Annotated in this window: 19 protein-coding genes and 1 pseudogene; 5 read left to right on the top strand and 15 right to left on the bottom strand. The window is 67.4% G+C overall.

What is annotated here, in order from left to right; genetic code table 11:
• Positions 1-88: 88 nt before the first annotated feature.
• From ABE571_RS08210 to ABE571_RS08165, 10 genes are all read right to left on the bottom strand, one after another.
• Entirely contained in the window at positions 89-2,386 is a 2,298-nt protein-coding gene (locus ABE571_RS08210; protein WP_346493535.1) for a patatin-like phospholipase family protein, read from the bottom strand.
• On the bottom strand, positions 2,377-3,570 hold the full coding sequence (locus ABE571_RS08205; RefSeq protein WP_346480892.1) for a BamA/TamA family outer membrane protein: 1,194 nt from the start codon (positions 3,568-3,570) through the stop codon (positions 2,377-2,379). Before ABE571_RS08205 ends, ABE571_RS08210 begins: the two co-directional genes overlap by 10 nt.
• A gap of 109 nt (positions 3,571-3,679) precedes the next feature.
• Positions 3,680-4,228, bottom strand: a complete 549-nt coding sequence (locus tag ABE571_RS08200) for a DUF4136 domain-containing protein (protein ID WP_070470735.1) — start codon at positions 4,226-4,228, stop codon at positions 3,680-3,682.
• Between the two features lie 156 nt (positions 4,229-4,384).
• A complete protein-coding gene (locus tag ABE571_RS08195; RefSeq protein WP_346480891.1) occupies positions 4,385-4,906 on the bottom strand; it encodes a hypothetical protein in 522 nt (173 codons plus the stop codon).
• A gap of 1 nt (position 4,907) precedes the next feature.
• Positions 4,908-5,726, bottom strand: coding sequence for a DUF2092 domain-containing protein (locus ABE571_RS08190; RefSeq protein WP_346493534.1), 819 nt, complete (start codon positions 5,724-5,726; stop codon positions 4,908-4,910).
• A 52-nt stretch (positions 5,727-5,778) separates the two neighbouring features.
• On the bottom strand, positions 5,779-6,756 hold the full coding sequence (locus ABE571_RS08185) for a transporter (protein ID WP_346466177.1): 978 nt from the start codon (positions 6,754-6,756) through the stop codon (positions 5,779-5,781).
• 43 nt (positions 6,757-6,799) lie between these two features.
• Complete coding sequence (locus ABE571_RS08180; RefSeq protein WP_121036991.1) at positions 6,800-7,183, bottom strand: DUF1622 domain-containing protein; 384 nt, start codon at positions 7,181-7,183, stop codon at positions 6,800-6,802.
• A 42-nt stretch (positions 7,184-7,225) separates the two neighbouring features.
• A complete protein-coding gene (locus ABE571_RS08175) occupies positions 7,226-8,152 on the bottom strand; it encodes a formylglycine-generating enzyme family protein (protein ID WP_346493533.1) in 927 nt (308 codons plus the stop codon).
• The gene (locus tag ABE571_RS08170) at positions 8,149-8,688 is read right to left on the bottom strand and encodes a DUF202 domain-containing protein (RefSeq protein ID WP_346493532.1); all 540 of its coding nucleotides are present in this window, start codon (positions 8,686-8,688) and stop codon (positions 8,149-8,151) included. The genes ABE571_RS08175 and ABE571_RS08170 overlap by 4 nt, the downstream gene beginning before the upstream one ends.
• The gene (locus tag ABE571_RS08165; protein ID WP_083298698.1) at positions 8,685-9,089 is read right to left on the bottom strand and encodes a hypothetical protein; all 405 of its coding nucleotides are present in this window, start codon (positions 9,087-9,089) and stop codon (positions 8,685-8,687) included. The genes ABE571_RS08170 and ABE571_RS08165 overlap by 4 nt, the downstream gene beginning before the upstream one ends.
• 186 nt (positions 9,090-9,275) lie before the next feature.
• Between ABE571_RS08165 and ABE571_RS08160 the strand changes: the two genes are divergently transcribed.
• Positions 9,276-10,448: a hypothetical protein gene (locus ABE571_RS08160; RefSeq protein WP_346493531.1), complete on the top strand. Its 1,173-nt coding sequence runs from the start codon at positions 9,276-9,278 to the stop codon at positions 10,446-10,448.
• Between the two features lie 21 nt (positions 10,449-10,469).
• On the opposite strand, the gene ABE571_RS08155 is transcribed toward ABE571_RS08160, so the two are convergent.
• The 3 genes from ABE571_RS08155 to ABE571_RS08145 all read right to left on the bottom strand — a co-directional run bounded on the left by ABE571_RS08155 (position 10,470) and on the right by ABE571_RS08145 (position 12,820).
• Positions 10,470-10,877 (bottom strand): response regulator transcription factor, encoded by a 408-nt coding sequence (locus tag ABE571_RS08155; RefSeq protein WP_070470723.1) that lies wholly within the window; start codon positions 10,875-10,877, stop codon positions 10,470-10,472.
• Between the two features lie 116 nt (positions 10,878-10,993).
• On the bottom strand, positions 10,994-11,644 hold the full coding sequence (locus ABE571_RS08150) for a response regulator transcription factor (RefSeq protein ID WP_346466180.1): 651 nt from the start codon (positions 11,642-11,644) through the stop codon (positions 10,994-10,996).
• A gap of 204 nt (positions 11,645-11,848) precedes the next feature.
• On the bottom strand, positions 11,849-12,820 hold the full coding sequence (locus ABE571_RS08145) for a helix-turn-helix domain-containing protein (protein WP_346493530.1): 972 nt from the start codon (positions 12,818-12,820) through the stop codon (positions 11,849-11,851).
• A 217-nt stretch (positions 12,821-13,037) separates the two neighbouring features.
• Here ABE571_RS08145 and ABE571_RS08140 point away from each other — a divergent pair, with 217 nt between their 5' ends.
• The 4 genes and pseudogenes from ABE571_RS08140 to ABE571_RS08125 form a co-directional block, all read left to right on the top strand.
• Positions 13,038-14,732, top strand: a complete 1,695-nt coding sequence (locus ABE571_RS08140) for a sensor histidine kinase (RefSeq protein WP_346493529.1) — start codon at positions 13,038-13,040, stop codon at positions 14,730-14,732.
• Positions 14,733-14,820: 88 nt separating this feature from the next.
• Positions 14,821-15,708 (top strand): phosphatase PAP2 family protein, encoded by an 888-nt coding sequence (locus tag ABE571_RS08135; RefSeq protein ID WP_346493528.1) that lies wholly within the window; start codon positions 14,821-14,823, stop codon positions 15,706-15,708.
• A gap of 65 nt (positions 15,709-15,773) precedes the next feature.
• Positions 15,774-15,914: a hypothetical protein gene (locus tag ABE571_RS08130; protein ID WP_313211406.1), complete on the top strand. Its 141-nt coding sequence runs from the start codon at positions 15,774-15,776 to the stop codon at positions 15,912-15,914.
• Between the two features lie 194 nt (positions 15,915-16,108).
• Positions 16,109-16,588 (top strand): annotated as a pseudogene (locus ABE571_RS08125) (fasciclin domain-containing protein); the annotation flags it as partial.
• A gap of 198 nt (positions 16,589-16,786) precedes the next feature.
• Here the strand turns inward: ABE571_RS08125 and ABE571_RS08120 are convergent.
• Positions 16,787-17,641 (bottom strand): OmpA family protein, encoded by an 855-nt coding sequence (locus ABE571_RS08120; RefSeq protein ID WP_313211447.1) that lies wholly within the window; start codon positions 17,639-17,641, stop codon positions 16,787-16,789.
• Positions 17,642-17,718: 77 nt separating this feature from the next.
• Positions 17,719-22,296: a YadA-like family protein gene (locus ABE571_RS08115; RefSeq protein WP_346493527.1), complete on the bottom strand. Its 4,578-nt coding sequence runs from the start codon at positions 22,294-22,296 to the stop codon at positions 17,719-17,721.
• Positions 22,297-22,474: the final 178 nt, after the last annotated feature.

Here is a 22,474-nt window from a genome sequence, read left to right as displayed (position 1 = left end):
GGTGTTCGTCGTGCGCGCGCGGCCGCCCTGCGGCGCCCACTCCCCGGTCTGGCTACCACTCCCGGTTTGTGCCGCCCCCTGGCCGGCATCACAGCGATTGCCCCAGCTCGATGAAGAGCACGTTCTCGCCGCCTTCGCGGAATCCCATGCCGAAGATCAACGGGCCGACCCACGAATCGAAGCCGAGGAATACACTGCCGTTCCAGATGCCGTCGCTCAGTGACATGTCGCTGCGCCGCTGCCAGGCATTGCCGTACTCCACCGTGCCCCCGACCTGCGCCGAGCGGCCCAACAGCTTGCCCAGCTCATAGGTATAGCCGGCGAACCCGAGCGCATAGTCCTGGCCAGTCAACTGGTTGTGCTGGAACCCGGCCAGCCGCCAGCGCCCACCGAGGCGGTAGAGGTTCTGCACCGGCGCCGTGCCCGACGCGGTCACGTGATAGCGCAGCCCCAGCTGCAGCGCATGCTTGCCAAACGATCTGGCGGCCACGGCATCCAGATCGATCTGCCCGAAGCGGGCATCTGCGCCGAGGCTCGGGCTGGACTGATACGTCCCCGCCGTGACGAGATAGCCATCGCGCGGGAAGTACACGCTGTCGATATCGTCCAGGGTCGCCTGCGCGATCCACGCGCCCTCGTCGAAGTTCACCCGCGGAATGGTGGGGTCGCCCACTTCCACCTCCGCATTGCCGGTATACCGCTGCACGCCGACCGACAGCGCCAGCACATTGGACACATTGCGGAACACGGCCAGCGTCGCACCGGTACGACGCACGCGATAGCGCGCGATCTTGTCGCCGGCATCGTCGTAGAGATTGAAGCTGCGGGTCTGGAACCCGCCGCCCGCCTGGAAGGCGTAACGATCGTGCAGATCGAACGGATGATAGTACTGGCCGGTCAGACCCGGCTCGCTGCCGATCTGCAGGGCGATACGCGCTTCGGCACCGTAGGGCGACAGCGGCGAGAACAGCAGGCCGGCGCGCAGGTTGCTTTCGTGGTTGCCTTCCAGATCGTTGCTCAGGCTGAGCCCGGCTTCCAGGTACACCGGTCCGTTGGGCTTGGCATACGCGGACACCACCACGCCGGTGCGTCCGTCACGCTCCTTGACCTCATAGTTGATGCTGGCCAGCGTTCCCATGCCGTAGGCGCGCAGTACACCGGCCTGCATCGCCTCGATATCCAGCGGCGCGCCGACCTGGACCGGGAGATAGGACAGCAGCAGCGCATCGGCATAGCCGGTGTGGTTGTCGACCTCGACAAAGTCGATGGTGGCCGGTGCCACCGGATGCGTGCGACCGGCACGCTGGGCGGCCAGTCGGGTGTACTCCTGCGGCGCCTGCGCGAACGCCTGCAGCGCCGGCGCGGCCTGGTCGGCGGCGAGCTGGCCGATCCGCAACGCCTCGGGCGCCTTGTCGAAATCGCCGGTGGCCACCTTGCCGGTCAGATCGGGCGAGATCAGCAGATCCTGCGCGCCCAGACTGTCCAGTTGTGCCTGCGCGCTGCGGGTGGTCAGGAAGCCGCTCAGCTGGCTGATCACATCCACCAGGCTGGCGTCGCGATCCAGCGCGCTCAAGGGCGTGCCGACGTCCACCGCGATGACCCGGTCGGCCCCCATCGCGCGCACCACGTCGATCGGCACCTGGTTGGACAGGCCGCCATCAAGCAGCACGTGCCCGTCGATCACCACCGGCCGGAAGATGCCCGGCAAGGACATGCTCGCGCGCATCGCCATCGGCAGGCTGCCTTCGGCCAGCACCACCGGCATGCCGGTATTGATGTCGGTGGCGACCGCCCGGAACGGGATCGGCAGGTCATCGAAGCGGCCATTGACCCGGCCGCCGCCGGTGGCGCGCTCGAACAGGGCGATCAGCTTTTCGCCCTCGGAGACCCCCCCGGCCAGTGCCACCGCCTTGCCCTCGCCGCCGAGCCCGATGCCGATCGGTGCCAGCTGTGCGTAATCGTCGGCCTTGCGCCGCAGCGAGCGCTCACGGCGTGGCAGGGTGTCGGTGAACAGGCTCAGCCATTCGGTGCTCAGCACCAGCTGCTCGATCTGCTCGGGCGTGGAGCCGGACGCGTACAAGGCACCTACCAGCGCGCCAGCACTGGTACCGGCGATGCAGTCCACCGGAATATGCAGCGCCTCCAGCTGCTTGAGGATGCGCACGTGTGCGATACCGCGTGCGCCGCCGCCGCCCAGCGCCAGCCCGATCCGTGGCCGGGTGTCACCCGGGCCGCGCACGCCGCAGTGGTCTGCCTGGCCTGCGGGCGCGGCAGCGACCACCGGTTCGGCAGCCTGCAGCGGCGACACGGCGCCACTGGCGCACAGCCACGCCACTGCGAGCGCCGAGGCGCGCGACGCCGGGTGCCCGGGGCGTTTCAGCGCCACGCGCTGCCGACCTGGATGTAGAACGTGTCGTCTTCCGGGCCCCACGCATAGTCCACGCCGACATGCATGCCCAGCTGGCGGGCGATCAGATAGCGCACGCCAGCGCCTTTCGACACCTGGCTGGCGCCGTCGCTGAAACTGTTGTGCCGGCCCCAGGTGCGCCCCGCACCAACGAAGCCGATCAGCGCCCAGCGCTGGGTCATGTTCCAGCGCAGCTCGCTCTCCAGTACCGCAGCCCGCGTGTCCTGGTAACGCGCCGAGCCGATGCCGCGCAGGTCGATGTAGGGCAGTCGATAGAACGGAATGTCACCGTTGGCCCAGCGGGCATCCGCGCGCGCGCCGAGCACGAAATGCCTGCCCATCGGCCAGTAACCGTAGGCATGCCCGCGATAGCTCTGGAAACTGGCATCGCTGCCGATCCCCGGCAGATACGCGTTGCCTTCGATCATGCCAAGCCAGCCGCTGGAAGGAGTGAACGGGTTGTCGCGCGAATCGTACTCCAGCGACAGGCCCAGCCCGGAGCTGCGCTTGGACAGTTCGTGTGGCTGGAAACGATCGCGGTCGGAGGCGACATCGAAGCCGATATCCAGATCCATGTAGATCCAGGCCAGGCCGACATAGAGATTGCGGTCACCCAGGCGCCGGAAGCCCTGCTGGAAGGACATCAGGCCGTCCATGTTGTAGTCGATCTTCTGCGCGGGCAGCACCGTGCCGGGCGTATAGAAGCCCAGGTTGAACGACGCTTTGGCCACGCCGCCGCGGTAGCGCCAACGGTCATCGTCGAAGTGCAGCGAGGCGCCCACGCCATACGCTTCGCTGCCGTTGGAGGTGCGCATGGCCCCACCGCCGTAGATGTCCGGCGTAACCATCTTCGGGGCACCGTCCTCGCCCGTCGCCCCCGAGGACGGTGGGCGGTGGAAGAACGCCAGCGCCACGCCACCGCCGTTGCCGACGGCCGGATCGGTGACGATGATCGGAACCGGCAGAAAGCCGCGGTGCTCCAGCAACCAGCGCGACATGTCGAACCGGCCGTCTTCGGCGTCACGGAACAGGGACGCCCGTGGCGCCGGAGCGGCCGCGGGCGCCGGCGCAGGCGATGGAGCGGCGGGCTGCTGGGCAATCGCGGCGCAGGGCGTGAGCACGCCCAACAGCGAGAGCAGGCGTACGGCATGGCCGATCGACACGGGGGCACCTCGGGGATGGGAAGCCAAGTGCGCGGGCCCGTGCCGGTGGGAGGGAACAGCCCGGCGCGGGCCCACGCGGTTGAACGCATCTCAGGCCGTGCCGCAGTGATCAGCGTGCGGCGGTCGTGCCCGGCGGGAACGCAGCAAACAGCTTGTCCAGGCCGGCTTCCACCGCCGCGTTGACCTTGTCCGGCGAGGTCGGCACGGTGCCGCTGGCGGTGCCGCGCCAGACCGCCTGCTTGGTCTTGGCGTCGAACATATCCACGACCAGCGTGCCGACGTCATAGGTGTGCACCGTGGTGGTGGCATTACCCATGGCCATCCCGCCACCCCAGCCGCCGCCACGCCAGCCCCAGCCGCCCATGCCCGTCCCGGAGTAGAACGTATCCAGGGTCTGCTTCTGGCCGGTGGCGATATGCGCCGCCAGGGCGATGTCGCCGTTGGGCGCTTCGCGCAGGCCCTTGGCCTGCAGGCGCGCGTTGATGCCGTCGATGATGCGTTGCTGCACCAGCGGCGAGCTCGCCTGGGGTTTCATCGCCCAGGTGTAGGTCTTGTAGGAGGCGAAACTGGCTGACGGATCGAAGTCGGTCTTGACGGTCGGAGTGGATGCACAGGCGACCAGAGAAGTCGCCAGGACGGCGATGGCAAAGGCTTTCATGACGCGAGTCTCCAAAGGCGGGATGGAAAGACGCGCTGCGGTCGCAGCCGTCCTGGGGCGGGCCGTGGTGGCCAGTGGTTCCAGCCCCACGGTAGTGCACTGCCGGCCACGCGTAATGCGCATAACTACGGTAGAGAGGCGGGAAAAACTACCGAGTCAACGCGGCGGATTGATCACCACGTATTGCACGGTGGTCCCGGCATAGCGCGGCTCATACCAGACATTGCCGCACTGCTGGTAGGCCATGCCGTTGATCACCGTGGTCACGCAGCTGGGCGGAACCGAATTGACGATCGAACCGATCACCGCCGAGGTCACGGCCACGCCCGCCGTCACCGCTGCAGCGGTGGCGAAGGGATGATCGTCCCAGTGGTTCCAGTGGTCGTCGTGGTAGTTCACATCCACATTGACGTTGCGGTTCACGTTGCGGTTCACGTTGCGATTGACGGTGCGGTTGCTGTCGATGTTGCGGTTGATGTTGGCCCCGCGGTTCACGTTGCCGCCCTGCGGGCGCTGCACCGGGCGGTTGATGCTGGTATGCGCACTGGCGCGCGCGCCACCGCCATGGAAGCCGCTGCGCTGCGCGCTCGCCGGTGCGGACACGGCCAGCAACACCACCAGCAGCATGCCCGCCGCCAGGGAGGAGGCCACGAAAAAGCGGTTGATCACGATACGCATGTCAGTTCTCCTGCCCAGCATCGGTGACGACCACCGCGACCGGCACCAGCTTGATGCGGGCCGCATCGGCCGGCGGCGTGAACTGGAAGGCGGTCGCGGGCACGGCGCTGCGCGTGTCCCAGCGCAGGTGGGCGCGATACTGCGGCAGCGCCGGATCATCCAGTGAGGTGATCACCAGCTTCTTCGGCAATGCGGTGGCCTTGCTGACCCACAGCTGCCAGTCCACGCCATCCTGCTTGAACGCGTACTGCTCGATCGCCTCGCCGTCCACCGTGCCACCGCCGATGTGCAGCGCGCCACGGATGGCGGTTTTGGGCGCCTTGTCGGTGCCCCACAGGAACATGTCGGCCAGCGGCATGTCGATGCCATAGCGGGCGGCGGCATCGTCCACCAGTTCGCCCAGCGTACTGTTCAGCCCGTCCACCTGGGCGTAGTACTTCAGGCGCGGCGAATACAGCGACAACGCCTTGCCGTCGTAGAACAGCTGGCGCAGCTGGCGATCGCTTCGCAGCTCCAGGAACAGCTGGTTCGGGGGGCGCACCTTGTAGGTCACCACACCATCCAGCTCCACCTTCTGGCCGTCCTCCAGCACGATCTCGGTGCTGGCATCGGAGGTCAGCGAGAACTGCTTGAGCGCACGCAGCGCAGCGCCCATGCGGTCCAGAGCGGCCAACGCCTCGGGATCGCGCTCGGGCGCGTCGGCCGGTGCAGCCGGGGGGGAGACGGGAGTGGCAACACGGGTGGCGCCGTGCGCGACGGGCGCCAGCGCCGCCAGCATCAGGCAGGCCGACCACGCAACCGGGGGAATGGCAGAGGACATGACCGTTACTCCATGGCACGGTAAACAGGTGGCCGCCGTCAGGCGACCGGGATCAGAAGCCGCCGCTGATCGACAGACTCCACGGGTCGCCTTCGAAGCGGTTCTTGACGCTGAATTCGCCGACATAGCGGAACGACACATCCACATGCTCGCCGCCGGACCATTTCTTGCCGTAGGTCAGCACCGGGCCGATACCAAACGAGCGGCCTTTGAAGCCCCCCAGGCGGTCGGCGGTGTCGCCCTTGTCGTCCTGCAACTGCTGGATCCAGCCACCGGCCGCCCCGAACCCCCAGCCACTGGCGGTGCGCTTGACCAGCAGCGCATCGGCCCGTGCGACCACGCCGTTCTTGTAGTCGGTATCGTCGTTGCGGGTGTACCAGTCGGTGGCGCCCAGCACACTGAATTCCAGCGTGCCCTTCTGGAACAGGTGCGTGTAGCCCACGCTGGGCGAGAACGTCCAGATGTTCATGCCTGGATTGGCCAGCCGGTTCGGGTCGTACTTGGCGGTGGGCGCATATACGTATACGCCGAAGGAAAGGTGCTGCACCTCGCTGATGTGGAACCCGGCGATCACCGGGGCGAAGTACACGTCGAACAGATTGGAGGCATGGTCCTTGGTCTGGAAACGGTTGCCCAGTGGGCCTGCCAGGTTGGCGGTGACCTCGGCATCGATGTACGGCACGGTCAGCATCGAGGCGAAATTCCAACGCCCGGCCTGGGTCGGCCATACGTACACCCCGGTGGCAGCGGTCAGGTTCACGTCGGCCTCCAGGCCCAGCGAGATCTGCCCGGCGATGGGCGCGGGGCGGTCGCCGCTGATCTTGCCGTTGTAGCGGATGTAGCTCAGCGACCACTGCATGCCCGGCTCCGGCGGAATCACACCGGCGTACGAGGTGATCTGCATGCCGGTGATCGAGCGCCCGAGCGCGCCCTCGGTCGCCCATGCCGGCGCGGCGGACAGTGCAGCCAGCGAGCCCAGCGCGAGGGCCAGTGGCCAGCGACGCGGCAGGCGGAGAAAGGACATGGTCATGCGGTGGCCCTCCGGCACGGGTGCAGGTTCATGGATACGCACCTCACAGCGGCTCCGGCTCCGGCGCCGGCCGCGTGGCACGCTGACGTTCGCGGACATCGGCGATGTCGCGCTCCAGGAAATAGTTCAGGAACGTGCGGATCACCGCGATCGCGGCCAACTGACCGATCGCGTCCCAGCTGGTGTAGATCGACGATTCGATGATGTCCGCCGAGAGCTGCATGGTCAGCCCGGCCACCAGCCAACGCCCGTAGCCCAACCACAGGTCGCGGCGCTCGACGTTGGTCAGGTGGCCGCGCAGCGCCAGCCGCACGGCCCTCACGAACACCACCACGGTGGCCATCGCGATCAGCACCAGGGCCATCGCATCGATGATCACCACCACCGGTTCGGTGATGGCGATCAGCCACGCCTTGAGAGGAAGCATCGTCGGGGCTCCGGTAGGCATCGCATTGCGGGGCGTTCGGGTTCATCCGCGCTCCACGCAACGGAAGCCGAGGTGGCAGGTGGAGGTATCGATGGGCTGCGCCATGCGCGCCGCAGGCCGGTAGCGCCTGCAGTAGTTCGGCGCACACAGGTGTGAGCCGCCCTTCATCACCCGGCGCGGAACCGCGCTTCGATCGCGCGGGTCGTGGCTGCGCTCACGCAGCCCGCCACGCGGATTGTCGATCGCGCAGCACGGCTTGCCCTGCAGCTGGTCATGCTGCTGATACCAGTCGCGGGTCCATTCCCAGACGTTGCCGATCATGTCGTACAGCCCGTATCCGTTGGGCGGATAGCTGCCGACCGGTGACGTCCAGCGGTGGCCGTCCTCATCCAGGCTCTGCCAGGGAAATTCGCCCTGCCAGGTATTGGCCTGGTGGCGGCCGCCGGGAATGAGGGTGTCGCCCCAGGCGAACTCACCCCTCTCCTGGCCGCCACGCGCTGCGAATTCCCACTCGGCCTCGGTCGGCAGGTCCTTCTCCATCCACCGGGCATAGGCCAGCGCATCGGCGAAGGTGACGTGGACCACCGGGTGATCCTCCAGGCCTTGCAGGCTGGACAGCGGACCCCGCGGATGCCGCCAGTCTGCCCCGGGAATGTAGTGCCACCAGTTGTGTGTGTTGCCCATGTCCACCGGGTGCGGAGGCTGCACGAACACCACCGAGGCCGGCTGCAGCAGCGCCGGGTCCGCGCCGGGATAGTCGCGCGGATCGGCTGACTGCTCGGCTGCGGTGACGTGGCCAGTGGCCTGGATGAAGCGGGCGAACTCCCGGTTGGTCACCGGGTAGCGATCGATCCGGAACCGCCCTACCCGCGCCCTGTGCGCCGGACGCTCTTCAGGATAGTGATCGTTGGATCCCATGCTGAAGACCCCGCCAGCCAGCTCGATCATGCTATCGGCCACGACACTCATGCGAACGGCGCCACGTTGAAGGTCATGCTGACGATCGCCAGCAGGCCAAGCAGCCACAGCAGGCCGGCGGTGATCAGGGTCAGCGAGATCGGGTAGTGACTCTCCCCGTGGATCAGGCCTTCGCGGATCATCTCCTCGCGCTCGGCACGCAGGCCCTGCATGTAGCGGATGTGATAGAGGATGCCGAGGGTCAGCAGCACCATGCCGAGGCCGACCAGCGCAATGCCGAAGTTGCGTGGCGCATGCGGACGCAGGCCGACGCCGGGCACCTCCAGCATGTGGCCGAAGAACTGATAGATGGTGAAACCGAAACCGATCAGCGACAGCGCCGTGCGGATGATCGACATCAGCGTGCGGTCCGCGCTCATGCGCGTGCGCTGGAATGACATCCCGGTGCGCCGCGAGGAGAGCTCCATCGAGGTGGCATCGGCACCCCCCAGCAGCGTTTTGGCCTGCTCGATGGTGAGCGCACGCTCGGTCAGCTGCTCGCGGGGGTCCTGGGCACTCATCGGCTGGTCGTCTCGTGAGGGGATCATTTGCGGTGCAGGAAGTAGCTGGCGATGCGGGTAATCGGTCCGCGCAGGATCAGATACGGTAGGAAGCCGAGCACGACCGCGATGACGAAGGCTTCCACCGGATACTTGAACGCGCCGAACATGCGGAACTGGTAGATCACATCCATGCCGACCCCCAGCAGAAGAATGCGGGCGGTTGCGGTGACCCCTTCGCGCCAGGCGACCAGCCGGTCACCAGCAGAGCTGTGCGCCATCAACCAGGCATAGGGCGCCTTGCCCGCCTTGGCATCCTTGATGCCATCGATCAACGCCGCGATCAGCGCCATCGTCGGCTGCAGGAAGAAGCGGAAGGTCATGGGGCCATCCGCGCGATCGATCATGTCGGTCCAGAAGCGCGTCAGAATATCGATCACCAGGAGCATGGGCGGGATCCTTGCGTCAGGCCTCCAGCTTGGGCGCCGCCCGGTAGCCACACAATCGAGTTGTTACTGCAACCTCTCCAGTATTTTTACTGCGTCCAACGCGTGGAAAGGCAGCGCTATGCTCAGCGATATCGCGTCCGCTGCCCGCTGCAGCCGCGCCTTCTCTTTCTTCGCCACGGGCCCTCCATGCACTTGGACCAGCACCACTACTCCCTGATGCGCGGCGGACTGCTGCATCGGCTGCTGCAGGCCGCCGGCATGCTGCGCGGCACCGCCCGCCTCTCGCTGTGGATGGCCGCGGCATTGGTGGTGATCTCGCTGGCGCCGTTGGTGGTGCTGACCGCGCGCGCGGGCACCCTGTGGACGCTCCCCCCGGGCATGCCGTTGCTGGGGGACTACGCCACCCTCGCCCGCGTACTGCTGGCGATGCCTCTGCTGGTGATTGCCGCACCGCGCTCGGACACCTTGCTGCGCAATGCGTTTCGCCAACTGACCCGCGCCGGCCTGGTGCCACCGCAGCGACAGGGCAGATTGACCGCGCTGCTGGCGAAGGTGCGCCGCTGGCGCGATGGCTGGCTGCCTGAAGCGCTCTGTGTGGTGATCGCATGGCTGCCGCTGTTGTTCGGCACGGACAGCGTGAGCCTGCTGCCGGGCGTCGCCGACTGGCGCCTGGAGCACGGTGCATTGACGGCCGCCGGACGCTGGTACGAATGGGTCGCCGTGCCGCTGTTCCGGCTGGTGGCGTTGCTCTGGCTATGGCGCTTCGTGCTGTGGACCGGCCTGCTCTGGCGGCTGCCGCGTGTAGGGCTGGCACTGCACGCAGAGCACCCGGATGGCGCTGGCGGTCTGGCCTTCCTGGGCATGGCGCAGGAACGCTTCGCGGTGCTCGCCCTGGCCGGCGGCATCCTGGTCGCCGGTGCGTGTGTCAACCATGTTCACTATCTGGGCGAGAGTCTGTATGACCTGCGCCACCTGCTGGCCGGCTATGTCATCGGTGCCACGCTCCTGCTGGTGGCGCCGCTGCTGGTCATGATGCCGAGCATGATGCGGGCCAAGCGCCATGCGCTGTACCGCTTCGATGCGCTGGGCAATCGCGCCGCGGCGCTGTTCGACCAGCGCTGGCGATCAGGGTCACGACAGGAGGCCGACAAGGACTCCCTGCTGGACCATGGTGATGCATCCGCGTTCGCTGATTTCAGCGGCGTCTACAACGGCCTGGCCAGCATGTCGGTGCTGCCGTTGAACCGCTGGAATCTGCTCTGGATCGCCCTGCACGCCGTCGTGCCTCTGCTGCCGCTGGTGCTGCTGGCAATGTCGGTGGATGAGCTGGCCCGCAAGCTGCTCGGCATCCTGGTCTGACGGCCCTCGCCATTAGCGGGATCAGCCCTTGCGCAGGCCGCGCAGCGAGCGCGACACGAACGATTCACCCTTCAGGGCGGCCGCCACCGCCGGCAGCAGGTCATCGCCTGCGTCGGATTTGAGCACATAACTGCACGCACCCAGGGCCATCGCCTGCGACACCATCTGGGGCTCGGCATGCACCGTGATGAACACCACGCCCAGCACGGGGCGTTGCAGGCGCAGCCGACGTGCGGCTTCCAATCCGTTCATTTCCGGCATCGCGATATCGGTGACCACCACATCCGGCAACATGCTCTGCGCCGCCTGCACCAGCGAGGCGCCATCCTGGACCAGGCCAATCACCTGGAACTGCTGGGACAGCAAGCCACGCAGCTGCCGCCCCATCGCGCATCCATCTTCGGCCAGCAACACACGGACAGCATTCATCGCACTCGCCCGCTCGATGCCTGCCACGATGGTGTGGCCAGACACAGTACGGTAACAAGGGAAAAACAACCGGTGGCGGGCAAGTAAATCTACTTGCCCATCCGCAGGCGGGCGGCCTAGTGACGGATCAGACCTTCCAACTCGGCCTTGCGCACCAGCTCCAGCGTGCCGTGCACGCCCAGCTCCTGCATGATCGCGTACTTGTGCGATTCGATCGTCCGCACCGATACCCCAAGCTCGTAAGCGATCTGCTTGGAGCGCAGGCCGCGCGCCACGTATTCCAGGATGCGCAGCTGCTTGTCGGTCAGTACATACTGGCAGCGACCCGATGCCACGATCGCGTTGGCCGCCAGTGTCGGGGTCACATAGGTCTGGCCGTCCATCACCCCATTGATCGCGCGGACCAGTTCATCGCCGGCCGCGCTTTTGAGGATGTAGCCCCGCGCACCGGCCCGGATGGCCTCGGCCGCCATGCTCGATTCGTCGTGCATGGTGAGGAACACGAAGGGCGTCAGGCAGCCCTCGCTGCGGGCCTGACGCATCACGTCGATGCCGCTGATACCGGGCATGCTGATGTCAGAGACCACCACGTCCGGCGATTCGCGGCGTAGCGAGTCCAGCAGTTCCTCGCCGGAGGACACCAGTACGATCGATTCGAAACAGTCCATCAGCAATCTCTCGATACCCTGCGCCACCAGCATGTGGTCATCGGCGACGACCACCTTGCGGAACGGTACGGACATCGACTGCGCGCACGAAACGCCCATTGCATTGTCTCCATTGGTTTCAATCTTCCCCTGATTGACCTGCAGGTGCGACCGCCATCGCCCACTACGCCGGGCGTGATGGCATCCCGTTCTGTCGTCCCGGTGCATCTGCAGCCAGCCGAACATGCGATCCGCGCCGTGATGGGATCGTGATGCGATGCACGCCATCACGGCGCTCGACCCGCAGCGTGTTCAGGCCGGCATTCAGCGTCTCAGCGTGTCTCGTGGACATTCCCCGAAGACATTCCGGTACGTCACCGAGAAGCGTCCGAGATGCCCGAAGCCCAGCCGCAGGGCGATGTCGGTCACGCTGTCGTGCGTGTCCCCCTGCAGCAATGCGCTGCGCGCGCGGTTCAAGCGGGCCAGCTGGTGCCAATGGCAGGGCCCATGTCCGTAGGCATCACGAAACAGACGTTCGAGTTGGCGTTCGCCCACGCCCAGCGCGAGCGAGAAGGCGGCACTGTCGAAGGGCCGGTCCAGATGGGCTTTCAGATAGCCCTCGGCCCGCTGCACCACGGCAGCGCGGTGGCGTTCGATCCAGCTGCCATCGGCACGTCGTTGCGACCCGGCATCGGCGGCACTGACGGCATCCACGAACACGCCCAGCAGCACCGCCGACTGCGCCGCCAGCTGCTCCGGCGTGATCAGGCCCTGCCAACGGGCGGCCGTGTCCAGTGCGGAAAAGACGCCGTAACGCAGTGCCTGCGCGTGCGCAGGGGTGGCCGGTCGGCTGCACCAGCCACGGCGTGGCAGGCGCAATTCGCGGCCTACCCGCGCCACGGCCTCGCGCTGCAGGACCTCGCGTGGAATCAGCAGCACGGCCCACTGCCAGCCCCCGGGCTGCGGACGCACATTAAGCTCGCTGTCCTCGGCGAACACCATCACCTGGCCCGCGGGCACCCAGCGTCCGTTGGCCCACATCGGCTGCTGGCAGGACACGGCCATTGCCAGTGCGATCAATCCTTCGCCGAAACTGCCGCTGGCGAAAATCGGCAGCGTATAGGCACCACTGTCCAGGCTGAACTCCGGAAAGACCAGCCGCTGCAGGCACGCGCGAAAGTGTCCGGCGGCGAGCAGACGCTGTTCGAAGCGGGTGTCGCGCACTACCCCCAGCAACGCATCGGCGTCGAAGCCATCGACGACGAAGCGGCTGTACGGGGCCATCGGTTCGTCCATGCCAGTTCCTCGAACAGGTCGGAAATCGGATAGCGCGACGGAGCACAAGCTGTTTACATCGGCGCGATTGTGGGGCGGAAACGACATCGCTACAAGCGGTGACACGCTGCCCCGCAAGCGTGAAACGCATCACATTAAGACCTGTCCGGGGGAGGCGTTGCGCGCCTCGGGGACGGGCCTCGATCCGAAGCTTCCTCACGCACCCACCGAGGTCCACGTGCGCGTCAACGCGTCTGTTACGCACATCGCTCATGTCGACAGCACCCGTGCAGCAGCATCGGACGATTCGGTCAGCCCCACCACCTCCACACACCCATCACCCGCGCTTCGCATCGCATTCACGCACGTCCTGCCGCTGCTGGTCGGCTGCCTGCTCGGCCAGTTGTTGCCAACGCTGGCGCAGATGCCCGGGTTTCGCCTGCACGTGCTGTGGATTCCAGGACCGCTCTTGATGGGCTGGTTGCTGTTCACCCCGCGCCCTCAGTGGCGCACCTGCCTGCTGGCGGCCGCGGCCGGTACCGTGCTGGCGTCCGTGCTGGTGCCATTCGTCGGACTGAGTGGGCTGGTGGCCAGTGCCGGTGAACTCGTCCTCGTGGCCGCCGCGGCCTGGCTGCTGCTGCGCTGGCGCGGCACGGGTTCGCCGCTGGAGGGATATCGCGATATCGCGTTGTTCGTCGTGCTCGGGGGCATCGCGCTTCCCGTATGCGTGGCGTGGTGGCAGATGCTCGTCGTTCCCGATGCGCCCCGCGGGCTGGCGGCACCGGGCGTGCTGCTCACACGGCTGCTCTGCAGCAGCGTGAGCTACCTGCTGATCGTGCCGGCGGTGGTCAACATCGCGCGGGTGCTGCAGACACCGGAACGTCGGGCCGGCTGGCGTTGGCGTACCGTCGCCGTCGCCGTGCTGCTGTTGGGCGTGCTCGGCGTGATCTGGGGCATGGACTGGCCCGAAGGGGTCATGACCCCGCTGCTGGTGCTGGCCCCCATTCCGCTGCTGATCTGGGCGTTGATCGTGTTCGGGGTCAGCGGCGCGGCGGTGTGCATGCTGGTCGTGGCGGTGCTGGCGATGCAGTTGAGCATGGCCGGTATAGGACCGTTTGCCTTCTGGACACCCGAGCGCAACCTGATCACCGCCCAGGTGTGGACCTTGGGCACCAGCTGCGCCCTGCTGTTCCTTGGCGCGCTGTCCGAACAGAAGCTGTCCAATCACCTGAAGCTGCAGCAGGCCTATCGTCGGCTGGGGGAGGTGACCGGGCGGATGCTGGTGGTGCAGGAAGAAGAGCGCACACGCATCGCGCGCGACCTGCATGACGACGTCAACCAGTCGCTGGCGGCAATCTCGATCTGCCTGAGTACGCTGCGCAACCAGATTCCCGACGCCGAACGCCACAGCGTGGTCGAGCTCCAGGACCAGCTGTTGACGGTGTCCAATGACATCCGGTCGATCTCCCACGAACTGCATCCGAGCATCCTGCGTTTCACCGGCCTGGCCAGTGCCCTCGATGCGTTCTGCATCAAGCGCAATGCACGTGGCGCGCTGCGCGTGCGATGCCGGATCGAAAACCCGCCCCGGCTCGGTGACGACCGCGAGCTGAGTCTGTTCCGGATCGTGCAGGAAGCGGTGAACAACGTGGACAAACACGCGCATGCCAGTACCGCCCATGTGCTGGTGACGGTGCGCGGCGAGCAACTGCTGCTGCGGGTCGACGACGATGGCATCGGCATGCCGGTAGCGGGCAGCACGCCGGCGGCGCCGGGGCTGGGCATGATCAGCATGGAAGAGCGCGCACGGCTGCTGGGTGGCAGCCTGCAGATCGGTTCCAGCCCGCTGGGCGGCACCCGTGTCGAAGTGCGCTTTCCGTTGGGTGATGCGGCGACCGGGCTGCCGCCGGTGCGCGTGGTCGCGCACCCGTAAAGATACTGAGGCCGGACGCGTAGAAAGGCGGTTGTACGTGCCGCATCGGCCGGACACAGTGAACCGACACTTGCCCGTGGAGCGCCCCATGCACTGGAATGCCCTGCCCTCCCGCTGCCGCCATGGCGCGGCCCTGCTCGCGCTGACCTGCGCATTGACGGCGTGCACGTCGTCTCCGCCCCGGTCGACCGCGGCACCGCCGACCGCTGCACCCGCCGCCGTGCCTGCCCCCGCCCCGGTGCCGGAGCTGCGCCCCGGCATTCCGGCCGGCTACCTCGGGCGCGCACTGCCGGACAGTCTGGCCCTGCTGCCGGCGCCCCCGGCCAAGGGCTCGGCGGCATTCGCCAACGATCAGGCCATCCATCGGACGGCGCAGCAGCTGCGAGGCACGCCCCGGTACGCGCTGGCGACCACGGATTCGGACCTGCACTTCCCGCAGGTGGCCAACACGTTCTCCTGCGCGCTCGGGGTGCCGATCAGCCAGCAGACATCGCCGGCGCTGTACCTGCTGCTGCAGCGCACGCTGGTCGATGCCGGGCTTGCCACCTACGCTGCCAAGGATCATTACAAGCGCACGCGCCCCTTCGTGTTCTACAAGGAAGGCACCTGTGCGCCCGCCGATGAGGCCTCCCTGCGGACCGACGGCTCCTATCCATCCGGGCACACCGCCATCAGCTGGAGCTGGGCCCTGCTGCTGACCGAGCTGAGCCCGGACCGCGCCGACGCCTTGCTCGCACGTGGCCGCGCGTTCGGTGAAAACCGCCTGATCTGCAACGCGCACTGGCAGAGCGACGTGCTCGAAGGGCGTGCGGTCGCTGCCGGCGCGGTGGCGGCCCTGCATGCCAATGCTGATTTCAACCGCGACATGGCGCTGGCGCGGGCGGAGATCCAGTCGCTGGGCAGCAACAGTGTGCAGCCCAGCAACTGCGAGGCGGAGAAAGCAGCGCTGGCCATCCCGATTCCCGGGGTCCTCTAGCGCACGGCCGTGCGTGACCCGCCGACCCGTGCCATCCTGCGCCGATCTCCCCCAAGGCGCAGCGCATGGCACAGGTCCAGATTGTTTCCGATGGCGTGAACTACCGTCATCAGATCCGCAGTGGCGAGCACGTCCTGTTGGCCGACGAGCCCGTCAGCCGCCATCGCACCGTGCAGACACCATCCTCACCTGCGCCTGACAGTTGAAAAATAGTGTGCTCCGCGTGCATCCACCCCGCCACTCCCGCCGTAGCTAAGGGTGCGTCATACCGGCGCATCCATTTGGGAGTTTGGTCATGAAGATCCAGTTCGCAGGCCTTGTACTGATCGGCTGTCTCGCCGCCGCCGCTTCCCCGCTCGTCTTCGCGCAGGCCCCTGCCCCCATGATGGGCGCGCAGCACAGCAATCCGAAGGTGGGCGGCGCGGCGATGTATGCCAACAAGGACATCATCGACAACGCCGTCAATTCCAAGGATCACACCACGCTGGTCGCGGCGGTCAAAGCGGCCGGCCTGGTCGATACGCTGAAGGGCCCCGGCCCGTTCACCGTGTTCGCGCCGACCAATGCGGCCTTCTCCGCGCTGCCCAAGGGCACCGTGGAGGGACTGCTGAAGCCGGAAAAGAAGGCCGACCTGACCAGGATCCTGACCTACCACGTCGTCCCCGGCGCGGTCACCAGCACCGATCTGATGGCCAAGATCAAGCAGGGCGGTGGCAAGGCGAGCCTGACGACGGTGGAAGGTGAAGCGCTGACCGCCCGTGTCGCCGGCAAGGGCATCACCCTGACGGACAGCAAGGGCCAGGTCGCGCAGGTGACCATTGCCGATGTGAAACAGAGCAACGGCGTGATCCATGTGATCGATAAGGTCCTGATGCCGTAACCGGAAAAGGCGGCCGCAGATCGCCTGCGGCCGCCCCGGGTGGGAGGAAGAGATGACCTGGCGCGCCGTCTTCAGAACGATGACGGGGGAGACATCACGCTGTGCGGACGACGCGCCAGGTCAAGACGGTCCCTCGCCGGCGCACGGGTGCGCCGACGGGGTATGGGCAGAGAGGTGAGCAGGCGGCCCCGTGCGGCTTCAGCGCGGCAGTGCCTTGCCCGACAGTTCGACGCGCCGGTTCGGTGCCAGACAGACGATCAGGGCCTTGCGCTGCGCCTGCTCGCACTGCACCAGCGGATCGGCCTTGCCGCGCCCTTCGGCGATGATGGCCGCCGTCGGCACTCCGCCGGCCACCAGCGCATCGCGCACGGCTTCAGCGCGCCGCTGCGACAGCACCAGGTTGTAGCGGTCGCTGCCGATCCGGTCCGTATAGCCGATCACCTGGATGGTCTGCACCCGGCTGGCATCCCGGACCTGCTGCAGCAGGGCGTCCACGTTCCGGCGCCCCTCGGGGGTGAGCACGGCGCTGTCGAAGGCAAACATCGCGTCGGCTGCAAGCCGCAGCGGCTCGCTCGGCATCGGCGCGGGTGCGGGGGGCGTCGGGGGGCGCGGCGGATCAAGCACGGCCGCACAGGCCTGCGGCTTCCAGTGCGCCGCCTGGGCGATCCCCTTTCCATCGAAGTCGACCTTGAACTGGCAGGTGAAATAGTCCCCGCCCGGGCTGCTGCGGAAGTTGAACAGGTAGTTCCATTCGCGCACGCCCCACATGCCCTCGCCGAAATGCGGGGTGCCCAGCAGGGCGTACAGTTGGCGCTTGCTCATGCCACGGGCGAACAGGCGCAGAGTGTCGACATCCACGAACAGGCCCTCCTTCAACGTGGCTTTGCGGGGATCCGGGAAGTTCGCCGCATCGGTGTCGGCGGTGTCGGCGGTCGCAGTGGACGGTGTGGTGCGTTGTTCGCCGTGGCTGGCGCAGGCGCCCAGCAGCAGGGCCGCCAGGCTCAGGCCCAGTGACCGCAACAGCGGCACCTGGGTGGTGGATGTGGACTGCATGGACATGGTGTTCCCCCTGTATGCGTTGAATGCGGACCGCAGGTCCGGTGCCGGCAGCGCGCCGGCACCGGAGGCGGTCACCACTGGATGCCGGCACCTACCGCGACACCACCATCGCCGCGGCTGTTGGTCGAACCGCTGAACTTGTAGATCCAGCGCCCGCCTTCGGAGACCCCCGAGATGCCCACCGCCACGCCGGATTCACCGTTGAAGCTGCCGGCGGCGAGCGAGGCCATGCTGCGGCCGGCCTCATAGGGCTGCGGCAGGGCGGCCACCGCCATCGCCGAGGCGACACCGGCCGAGGCACGGTTGTCGGTCTTCTGCAGGTTGCGGTCGAACGAGTCCATGCGCTCGTCGGTGTAGGCCTTGGACCAGTCCAGGGTCTGGGCCATGCCGCTGCGCAGCTGGTCCACGTTGACGGCATCGGTCCCGGCGGTACCCGGGGCGACGTTGCGCACCGTGGTCGGCCCGGTAGCCGTGCTGCCCAGGGTCACGCTGTTGAGGTTGGTGGTGCCGTTGACGTTGGTGTCGTAACGGATCGTGCCCTGCTGGGAGGCCTGCAGCTGGCGGACGTTGACCGCGTCGGTGGCGTCGCTGCCATCAGCCACGTTGGCGATCTGCCGCTCCGCACCACTGCTGCCTACCGAGACCGTGTTGGCCCGATTGGCCACCGAACCGGCGCCCAGCGCGACGCTGTTGCTGCCCTGTGCGCTGGCTCCGTTGCCCAGCGCCGTGGCGTTGTTGCCCGCGGCGGCGGCGCCGGCACCACCGGCCACGGCGTTGTCGCCGGAGGCCGAGGGCGCAGCCAGGTTCTGCGTGTTGTTGACCTGGAACATGCCGGAGGTACCGTTGTTGATGTTGTTGATCTGCGTATCCGTGTAGGCCTTGGACTCGTTGATCGCGTAGTTCACGCCGTTCTGCAGCTGGCCGACATTGACCGCGTCGTAGCGCTCGGAACCATCGGCCACATGGGTGACCTTGCGCTCGGCCCCGGTACTGCCGACGGCCACTTCGCCCACCGAACTGCTCGCCCCGGTCTGGCCGTAGGCACCGGTGTACCCCGTCTGTGCCCCCACGCTGGCAACCGAGCCGGCGCCGAGCGCAACGCTGTTGTCCGCACTGGCGCTGGCGCCGTCACCGATGGCCGCACTGCCGCTTCCGGCGGCGCTGGCCAGCGGCCCGATCGCGATGCTGTCGGCACCGCCCGCAGTGGCCGCGCCCTTGGTCGAGTTCACCTGCACGTACTGGCTGTTGCCACCCGGCTGGATCTGGTCGATGCGGGTATTGAGGTTGGTCAGCGAGGCATCCACCGCCGAGAAGGCCACGGTGACGTCGCTGTAATCGTTGGCGATGACACTGCCGTCGGTGGCGATCGAGGAGATGCGGAAGGTCGGCGCCGTCCAGATCCCGGTGTTGCCGTCGAAGTTGGTGGTGCCGCCGAAGTACCCCACCAGCGCATTGTTGGTCTGGAACAGCTGGCTGCCATTGACCGCATCCAGGCTGCCGGCCTGCACGCGGCCCTCGGCCAGGTTGGTCAGTGCGACCGCCGCGCCACTGGCATCACCGGCCAGGGTGATGGTGTTGGTGGCATTGCCGCTGGCATCGGCGTCGTACTTCACCGCCAGGCGGTCCACGGTGTCGGTCTGGTCGGCGACGTTGGCCAGCGAGGTGCTGACCGCATCGAAGGCACTGCCGACGTTGTCATAGCTGCCGGCGGTGACCTGGCCATCGCTGGCGACGTTGTTGATGGTGTAGCTCGGCGCGGTGACCATGCCGTTGGTATCCAGCGCAGCGCCGCCACCGAGGTGGGTGGCCACGGCCTGGTTGGCAGCGAACAGCTGGGCCCCGTTGATCGCTTCGCTGCTGCTGGCGGTGACACTGCCAGCGGCCAGGTTGCTGAGCGTGGTAGCACCGCCACCGTTGCCCAGTGTGGCACTGGCGTAGTTCACGCTGCCATCGGGATTGAGGTCGTAGCGCAGCGCGCCCTGTTCGGACGCCTCCAGCTGGCCCAGGTTGACTGCATCGGTGGCCTCGGTGCCCGCGGCCACGTTCGCCACCTGGCGTTCTGCACCGACCGCACCGACGGACACTGTGTTCTCGCGGTCGGCCAGTGCACCGGCACCCACCGCGACGCTGTTGGCGGCCGTGGCCGAGGCACCCGTGCCGACCGCGATGCTGTCCAGGCCCGCGGCGGCGGCTTCTGCCCCGGTCGAGTTGATCTTCAGATAGCGGCTGCCAACACCGTTGCGGATATCGGTGATCTGCGTGTTGAGGTTGACCAGCGAACCATCCACCGCGGAGAAGGCATCGCTGGCGTTGTCGTACACCCCCTGCGCGACTGCCCCGCCGGTGGAGATCGTGGAGATCTGGAAGCTCGGTGCGGTCCACGCGCCGGTGACCGGATCGTAGGCAGTGACGCCGCCGAAGTAGTCGACAATCGCACTGTTGGTGTCGAACAGCTGGGCGCCGTTGATGGCCTCGGTGCTGGTTGCGTTGACCGCGCCGTTGGCGAGGTTGGCGATCGTGGTGGTGCCGGTGCCGCCGCCGAGGGTGACCCGGCGGAAGTCGGCGCCGCCCGCGCCATCGTCGTCATAGGTCACCGCGAGCGTGCCGACCGCATCGATCTGCGAGATCGCGCCCTGCAGCTGGGCCACGTTGACCGCGTCGGTGGCGGCGCTGCCGGCAGCCACGTTGCTGATCTGGCGCTCACCACCGGCGAAGCCGACCGAGACTTCACCGGCCGACACCTGCTGCCCGTTCAACCCGTAAGCACTGTAGCCGGCCTGCGCGCCGCGGTTGGCGGCCGATCGGTACCCCAGCGCCACGCTGTTGGCCTGGTTGGAGGTGGCTTCCGCACCGAGGATGGTCTGGCCGTTGGCGGTGCCCGTCGCACTATCGCCGACGACCACCGAGTGGCCCATGCGCGCGGCGTAGTCGGCGGTCGGGACGCCGGTGGGGTCGGTCGGATCGTTGAGCCCGGCGCCGGGGAACGCGATGCTGGCGTCCTGCCGCGGCAGCTCATGACGTGCGTTGGCGCCGATCACCACTTCCTTGGAGCCGTTGGCAAACGCCCCATCGCCGACCAGCACCTGGTAATCCTGCGCGGCATTGACCGCCCAGCAGTCCACGCTGGCCACCAGCAGGTTGAGGCACTTGTTCGACCATGCCGGCGACCCGTCCGGCAACACCAGGCCGAGCAGGCCGTTGGGATCGCCGTTGTTGATGTTGTAGATGTAGCTGTCGGAAGTGACGCCGCCGATCAGGGTCAGGTGCGAGCTGCCACCGGTGCTGGCGTTTCCCAGTCCATCGAGCAGCGTGCCGACCGGGCTCAGGTTGACCACCGGCAGGCCCAGCACGTTGGTGACCGAGTAGGTCTGCATCACGTTGGCGCTGCTGACTGCCAGGTTGCCATTGCGCACGTAGCCGTCGCCACCCAGCAGACCCTGCGCGGTGGGTCCGACCAGCTGCGAGAGCGAGCCGACCAGGCCACCGGTACCGATGATCAGGCCGGCGTTCGGATCGGCCGGGGCAGGTCCCTTCGGGCTGCCCGGCGGCAGCGACGTCGGTGCCGGGAACACGGTACCCAGTATCGGCGTGGTGACCGCGCCGACCGCGCCGAGCACGGGAGTCGTGATCGCACCCACCGTCGTGCCGACGCCATCAAGCAGGCCGCCGACCGCACCGCCCACACCGTTCAACAACCCACCGAGCGCGTTGCCCAATCCGTTCGGCGCCAGCGCCATCGAGCTGGTCTGCACGGCGCTGACGCCGGCATCGACGAGCTTGGGATTGCGGTCGGCCGCATCGACCACGTGGCCGAGCGCATCCACGCGCACGCCGCCAGCGACATTGCTCGCCAGCGATGCCTGGACCGCGTCCGGGGCATCGGGCGTGACCGTGGCCTCGGCGATCAGCGTCGCCTTGGCCTCCACCTCGGCCGCCGCCAGCCGTGCCTGTACTGCCGCATCGACGTTGGCCTCCGGTGCGGCCTTCCGCGGCGACGGCGTCGCGACGGCCACGTTCGCCGCCGCCTTCGCCTCGGCGTTCACTGCCCGTGCCGTATCCGCTGCCGCGGTGAGTCGCGCATCGGCCTTGACCGGCACGTGCACCGTCGCTGCGGTCGGCGCAATCGAGGCGACCGCGTTGGTATCGGCATGGGCATTCAACCCGGCACCGTTGCTGGTACCTGCCGCGATGCCCAGATCGGCCAAGGCTGCCACCTGGCCCCCGGGTGCGGCAACGCGCCTGGGCAGGTCCGCGTTGGCCTGCGCAGCGGCAGGCACCTGCAGCGCCGCCCGGTGGGCCGTCGCTGTACCGAGGTTGAGATTGACCTTGGCATCCACGCTCAGCAGGGGGGCCGTGCCACGATCACGTGCCGCGGCTGCCAGCGCCACGTCGGCATCGAGCTTCACCGGCAGCGGTGCGGTGTACTTGGCGGTCAGTGCCTGCAGGTCGGTGAGGGTCTGGTTCTCACCCGCCCATGCACTGCCCGTGCACAGGGCCAGCGAGAGGCCCAGCGACAGCACCGACATCGGCACCTTCAGATGCACCACCACCGGACCAGCCGCCAGGCTGCCGCGCGCGGTGGCGATTTCGGAGACGACCACCAGGGCGTTCAGCCGGTGGCTCCACACCAATCGAAAGATACGGTTCATCAGGTATTCCCCCGTTTACGAATGCGTTGAACATCACCGGTGCCTGACGGCACGTGGATGTCATTACAGTCGAGGGGTCAAACCGTGAGCACTTCATTCCGGCAGCGCAAACGTGCGTTCCGGCAAGACGAGGGGTAAAACCGGCAGGCCTATGGGCAATTTCGGCAGGTTGCCGAAT

It is taken from the genome of Stenotrophomonas sp. TWI273 (assembly GCF_039674765.1).
Taxonomy (GTDB): domain Bacteria; phylum Pseudomonadota; class Gammaproteobacteria; order Xanthomonadales; family Xanthomonadaceae; genus Stenotrophomonas.
The sequence above is the reverse complement of the archived record's forward strand: the minus strand, read 5'-3'. Positions and strand labels throughout refer to the sequence as shown.